The organism is Mycobacterium sp., assembly GCF_032159775.1.
Classification (GTDB): Bacteria; Actinomycetota; Actinomycetes; order Mycobacteriales; family Mycobacteriaceae; genus Mycobacterium.
This window is the reverse complement of sequence record NZ_JAVHWK010000129.1, coordinates 1-5,999: the sequence shown is the minus strand read 5'-3', so window position 1 is coordinate 5,999 and position 5,999 is coordinate 1. Positions and strand designations below refer to the sequence as shown.

At 65.3% G+C, this 5,999-nt stretch carries 5 protein-coding genes and 1 pseudogene; 2 read left to right on the top strand and 4 right to left on the bottom strand.

What is annotated here, in order from left to right:
• The first annotated feature begins 577 nt into the window (after positions 1-577).
• Positions 578-1,771, top strand: a complete 1,194-nt coding sequence (locus QOJ24_RS16575) for a serine hydrolase domain-containing protein (protein WP_526263093.1) — start codon at positions 578-580, stop codon at positions 1,769-1,771.
• A gap of 45 nt (positions 1,772-1,816) precedes the next feature.
• On the top strand, positions 1,817-2,671 hold the full coding sequence (locus tag QOJ24_RS16570; RefSeq protein WP_526263091.1) for a DUF1542 domain-containing protein: 855 nt from the start codon (positions 1,817-1,819) through the stop codon (positions 2,669-2,671).
• A 22-nt stretch (positions 2,672-2,693) separates the two neighbouring features.
• Here the strand turns inward: QOJ24_RS16570 and QOJ24_RS16565 are convergent, their stop codons facing one another.
• From QOJ24_RS16565 to QOJ24_RS16550, 4 genes and pseudogenes are all read right to left on the bottom strand, one after another.
• Complete coding sequence (locus QOJ24_RS16565) at positions 2,694-4,385, bottom strand: cation:proton antiporter (RefSeq protein ID WP_526263089.1); 1,692 nt, start codon at positions 4,383-4,385, stop codon at positions 2,694-2,696.
• Positions 4,386-4,518: 133 nt separating this feature from the next.
• Positions 4,519-5,313, bottom strand: a complete 795-nt coding sequence (locus QOJ24_RS16560; protein WP_526263087.1) for an Fpg/Nei family DNA glycosylase — start codon at positions 5,311-5,313, stop codon at positions 4,519-4,521.
• Positions 5,306-5,794 carry a ribose-5-phosphate isomerase gene (locus tag QOJ24_RS16555; RefSeq protein WP_526263085.1) on the bottom strand — a complete coding sequence of 163 codons (489 nt, stop codon included), beginning with the start codon at positions 5,792-5,794 and terminating at the stop codon, positions 5,306-5,308. The genes QOJ24_RS16560 and QOJ24_RS16555 overlap by 8 nt, the downstream gene beginning before the upstream one ends.
• Before the next feature lie 46 nt (positions 5,795-5,840).
• A pseudogene (locus QOJ24_RS16550) lies at positions 5,841-5,999 on the bottom strand (Rv2466c family mycothiol-dependent reductase); the annotation flags it as partial.

The following is a 5,999-nucleotide window of genomic DNA, read 5'->3' as shown; positions in this document are numbered from 1 at the left end:
TCCCCTCCGTTTACTTTGTCCCCGACTGAGTAAAAAGTACCCAGTTAGCTGGATTTTGTACGGCGGTTTTTTAAATTCAATAAAACTACGTCGATGGGATACGCAGACTCGGCCCATTGGCCGCGCTGTTGCGTATTGACCTCGGCTCTAACTGATCTTGGCTGCTGTCGTCTGGTCCGGCGATGAAGCGCGTGCGCGGACCGCTCTCGCGTCCGTCACCGTTGCCGGAGATTGTCACGCAAACGCCATGACTTCGCCGGGAGGCTTCTTCTTAAGGCATGCCGTACGAAAGCGGCTTAACGCTCGGCGTTGAGCGATCGGCTCCTACTAGACACGTGCCAAGGCCTCCAGAGGCGATCGGCCTCGCTCGCAGATCGAGTCCTCGCTTCTGTCGCGCCCTTCTTCTTTCAGCACAGCCGCGACAAATCAGCCAACACCGCCGAATAGCTTTTGGCGTCAGAGCCGAATCGCAACCGAACCGCAACCGACTCTCAGCCTCTGACGGGCAGTCTTAACAGGCCGCGCCCATACGATCAGCGCTTCGGGCCAAACCACGGCCATCGCCGTCAGGAGGCTCGTGAACGACCGTCCGCGAGTCACCGTCAACGGCTCTTGCGCGCCAAAATTCCAGCGCGTAAGAGATGCCTTCGAAACCAACTTCCAAGAACGCAACGAGGTCGGCGCCGCTGTCGCCGTGTGGGTCGACGGCCAACTCGCCGTCAACCTCTGGGGCGGCACCGCCAAAGCAACCACCAAAAATCCCTGGCAGCAGCACACCCTCGTCAGCATCTTCTCTGGCTCAAAAGCTCTGACTAGTACCTGCATTCACCTACTCGCTGATCGCGGCGAACTAGACCTCGACTCCCCCGTCGCCGAGTACTGGCCCGAATTCGCCAAAGCTGGAAAGCAAGACATCACCGTCGCCATGGTGCTGGGCCATCGCTCCGGCGTCATCGGCCCCCGCACAAGACTCGCGCCCGAGCAGACTCTCGACTGGGACACTGTCTGCGAACACCTCGAAACCGCTGAACCTTGGTGGGAACCCGGCATCGCGCAGGGCTATCACATGTGCAGCTTCGGCTTCCTGCTCGGCGAGATCGTCCGCCGCGTCAGCGGACGCACGCTCGGCGAGTACCTCCGCAAGGAAATCGCCGAGCCCCTCGGCATCGACGTCCACATCGGCCTACCGCCAAGCGAGCACCACCGCTGCGCCGACATGGTCAACAAGCCCCACATCCGTGACGTCCTCACCAATGGCAACGCGCCCGGCTACCCGACGACCATCGATGAGCACCCGATGGCCGCATTCTCCGTCGCGATCGGCTTCATCCCCGATGACGAACTCGGCACATCCGACATCACCGCTTGGCGCGCAGCCGAATTCCCGTCCACCAACGCCCACGTCTCTGCACTCGGGCTTGCGACGTTCTACAACGCGCTCGCTCACGGCAAGATCCTCAGCTACGAGCACATGGAGAAATGCCGAATCTCACAGGGCGGCCTCGACACTGACCTTGTCCTCGGCCCGCGCGTCGCCGACCACGGCTGGGGCCTGGGCTACATGCTCAACCAACGCGGATTGAACGCCCCCAACACAAAGATCTTCGGTCACGGCGGATCAGGCGGAAGTTTCGGCTTCGTCGACCTCGAACACCGCATCGGCTACGCCTACGTCATGAACCGCTTCGACGCCACAAAGTGCAACGCTGACCCGCGTAGCGTCGCGCTCTCCAACGAGGTCTACTCCTCTGTGGGCGTAACCCGCCAGTAGTTCGCGGGCCCGAATCCGCGCTTTCCTGTGAGTACCCTGGTCGCCATGGACGGCTTATTGCTGGTGCTCATTCTTGTCGTTGTCGGCGCGATCGGCCTGGTTGTGTGGAACGCGTCGCGCAACACGGCCAACCGAAACGCCACCTCCCTGGCTGACGCCAAGGCGGACGCCCGCAGAGTCATCGACCGCCTGGGCGGCCAAGTTCTCAACTTGTCCGGCACCGACGACGCGTCCAAGCAGGCCATCGCCGACGCATCGGAGCGGTTCAACGCCGCCGGCGCACAAATCGACCAGGCCACCACCGCCAAGCAGGCGCTGCTCGCCAAGGAAAGCGCCATGGAGGGGCTCTACTACGTGCGCGCCGCCCGCACCGCGATGGGCATGGACCCCGGGCCGGAGCTCGAGCTGCTCAGTGGGCAGAAGTCGGCAGGCGTCGTCACTGAGGACCGGCGCGTCGACTTCGAGGGCCGCCAGATCGAGGCCTCACCCAACCCGACCGAGCGCACGCCGAACTATTACCCCGGCGGTCGCGTCGCGGGCCGTCCCGTTCCGGCCGGCTGGTACTCCGAGCCGTGGTGGAAACCTGCGTTGGTCGCCGGCGCCTGGGGCGTGGGCTCAGTGTTCCTGTTCAGCGCATTGTTCTCAGGCATGGGCGGAGTCGGCTACGACGCGCAAGGCTTTGAAAACGGGTACGGCGACGGTTACGCCGACGGCTTGGACGCCGGACAGGACGGCGGCGACTACGGCGACGGCGGCGGCGACATGGGTGGCGACGGCGGCGACATGGGTGGCGACGGCGGTGGCTGGGGTGGCGACAGCTGGGGCGGCGGCGACGGCGGCGGCTGGGGCGGCGGCGATTTCGGTGGCGGCGATTTCGGTGGAGACTTCGGCGGCTTCTAGACCCGCCGCCGCACAAAAGAAGTCAGAGCCGGCTCTCCAGTCGCGCTGACACGCCGGCCTCCTGAAGGTCGAGCCGTTCCAGCATCGCGCGCACGGCTTCGTCCTCGATGCGGCCCGAATCCCGCTCCTCGATCAGCACAGCCCGTTGCGCCGCAAGCACATCGCGATACAGCGCTGAGAACACTTCGGACCGCTTCGTGTGCGCATCGGGATCGGGCATCTCGTCGGCGTCCTGTGAGTGCCGAGCGACGACCGCACGGATCTCGGCCAGCACACGTGGGTCCATCCCTTCCGGCGGATTCGCCCGGAACTCGGCCAACACTGCGTCGGCGGCGTCGTGCACGAGCCGTTCAGCCTTCAGTTCCTCCTCGCGGTCGGCGGCGTGGTCGTCGGTGAACCTGGATACGCGCAGTCGTTTGATCAGCAGCGGCAACGTCCACCCCTGGATCAACAAGGTGCCGACGCTCACCACGAACGCGATCGCCTGAATCATCGACCGCTCGGGAAACGGCTCACCGCTTATCGTGGTCGCCGGAATCGCCGCTGCCGCAGCCAAAGTCACCACCCCGCGCATTCCGGTCCACGAGACGACGACGCTTTCCTGCCACGTCAACGGTCGGCGGTCGATCCGCGATCGCCACTTGCCCTGCGGTTTGTCCCGCCGACGCGTGCCCAGCGCCCCGCGGCCACCACGTGACGGGACCGGCACACTGAGGCGGCTCTCCACGTGCGACGACAACTTGTTGCGGCCGAACATCGCGATCACCGACAGTGGCCGGATCACCAGGACGATCAGCAGCACGATCGCCGACGCGCCGGCCACCTGCGTCAGCGACTCATGCGTCTCGCGCAGATCCTCCAGCACGAACCGCAGATGCAGTCCGATGTAGGCGAACACGAACGCTTCCAGCAGCACGTCGACGGAGTTCCATACATGCCGCTCCTGCAGCCGGGTCTGATATCCCGCGCCCAGCGTCCCGTTGCCGACGACGAAGCCGGCGACGACGACCGCCAGCACGCCCGTTGCATGGATCTCCTCGGCGCAGATGAACGCCGCGAACGGGACCACTAACCCCTGCACCGTCTCCAAACCGGGGTTGGCCAGTCGCCGTCGAATCCACAACGTCACATAGCCCAGCGCCGCCCCGACCAAGGGCCCGACGGTGGCGCTGTACCCGAAGAGCAGGAACGGGTTTTCGATGAAGGTGTGCGTGCCTGCGACCTGGGCCACCGCCACGGAGAACAACGTCAGCGCCGCCGCGTCGTTGATCAGGCTCTCGCCCGTCAGGATCGCCATCACCTTCTTCGGTAGGCCGAGTTTGCGGCCCACGGCTACGGCGGTGACGGCGTCGGGCGGCGCCACGATCGCGCCCAGCACTAGCGCGGCGCCGAACGTCAGCGGCACCACTACCAACCACGACGACACCAACGCCACCGCAAACGCCGTCACGACGACCAGGCCGACGCCCAAGCCGAGGATCGGGCGGATGTTGCGCAGGAAGGTCGGGAACGAGAAGTCCAAAGCAGCCGAGTACAGCAGCGGCGGCAAGACGACCGACAGCAAGATGTGCGAATCCAGCTCAGGTGCTTCGAATCCCGGCAGGAACGACACGGCGATGCCGATGACGACGATGATCAGGGCGGGTTCCAGTCCGCGCCGATGCGCCATGGCGGTGACGACGATGGCTCCGACGACGACGAGGATGAGTTCCACCCGCCGATTGTCGCTGAGTGCGGGCCGATTTTTTAGCGCGAGCTGGGCCCACACCGAAGGTAGGGGGACGCAAAAGGTCCCCGACACGCCGCAAATTGGGGCCATTTGCGTCTGCTCACCGAGAACGGGACCGCTACGTCTGGTCGGTCGGGCACCAGAACAGGTTGCGACCCTCGAGCAGGGCTGTTCGGATCTCCGTGCCGCAGACTCGGCACGGCTCACCGGCGCGGCGGTAAACCCAGGTCCGCGGCCGGCCTGGCGCATAGGACGGCAGTCCACGATCGTCTTCGCGATCGATCGTGATGATCTTGCCGCGGCGCAACCCGATCGCCATCAACGCGACGAGATCGGTCCACATCGCGTCGAACTCGTCCGCATCGATATTCACACCCAATCGGTACGGGTCGATGCGATGACGGAACAGCAGCTCGTTGCGATACACGTTGCCGACGCCCGCGATCACCGTCTGGTCCATCAGCAACGCACCGATCGGCCTGCGCGACTTGGTGATTCGCGCCCATGCCAGCGAGCCGTCCGCATCGCGTCGCAGGGGATCCGGGCCGAGCCGGGCGATCACGTCGTCGACCTCAGCCTGGTCGATCAAATCGCACACCGTCGGTCCGCGGAGGTCGCTGCCGAAGTCGGCACCGACCATCCGCATTCGCACCTGTCCGACCGGCAGCGGCATCGGCAGCTCGACCTCACTGAACTTTCCGTACAGGCCGAGGTGCACATGCACGACGCGGCCGCCCTCGTAGTGGTGGAACAGATGCTTGCCCCACGCGCTGGCCTTCTTCAGTACCCGCCCGTTGACGGCGGCCGCCCCGTCGGCGAAGCGGCCCTGCGGGCTTGAGACGATGACGGGCGCACGGCCGAACTTGCGCTGATGCAGCCGAGCCAGCCGGTGAAGCGTGTGACCTTCAGGCATCCGCGGCCGGTGGTCCCGGGACTGGCGGCGGGACATGGGTCTCTTCGTACTTCTTCAAGATGTCGATACGGCGTTGGTGGCGTTCAGCTTTCGACCACTCGGCATCCAGGAATGCGTCGACGATCTCCAGCGCCTCGGGCACGGTGTGCATGCGGGCACCGATTCCCATCACCTGCGCGTTGTTGTGCTGGCGCGCCAGCGAGGCCGTCTCGGTGCTCCATGCCAGCGCACACCGGGCACCAGGCACCTTGTTCGCGGCGATCTGCTCGCCGTTGCCCGAGCCGCCGATGACGATGCCGAGGCTCTCGTTGTCCCCGACGGTCTTGAGCGCCGCGGCGATGCAGAACGCCGGGTAGTCGTCCTCGGCGTCGTAGACGTAGGCGCCGCAGTCGATGGGCTCGTGCCCGGCCTTCTTGAGGTGCTCGATGATTTCGCTCTTGAGTTCGAAGCCCGCATGGTCAGAGCCCAGGTAGACGCGCATGGCGGTCATTCTGGCAGAGCATGCCTACGCCGCGACGACTAGCGCCTCAGTCGAACTCCGGCGACTCGGTGCGGGTGCGCTTGAGCTCCCAGAAGTGCGGGTACGACGCGAAGGTCACCGACGCGTCCCACAGCTTGCCGGCCTCCTCGCCGCGCGGGATCCGCGACAGCACCGGGCCGAAGAACGCCACCCCGTTGATGTGAAT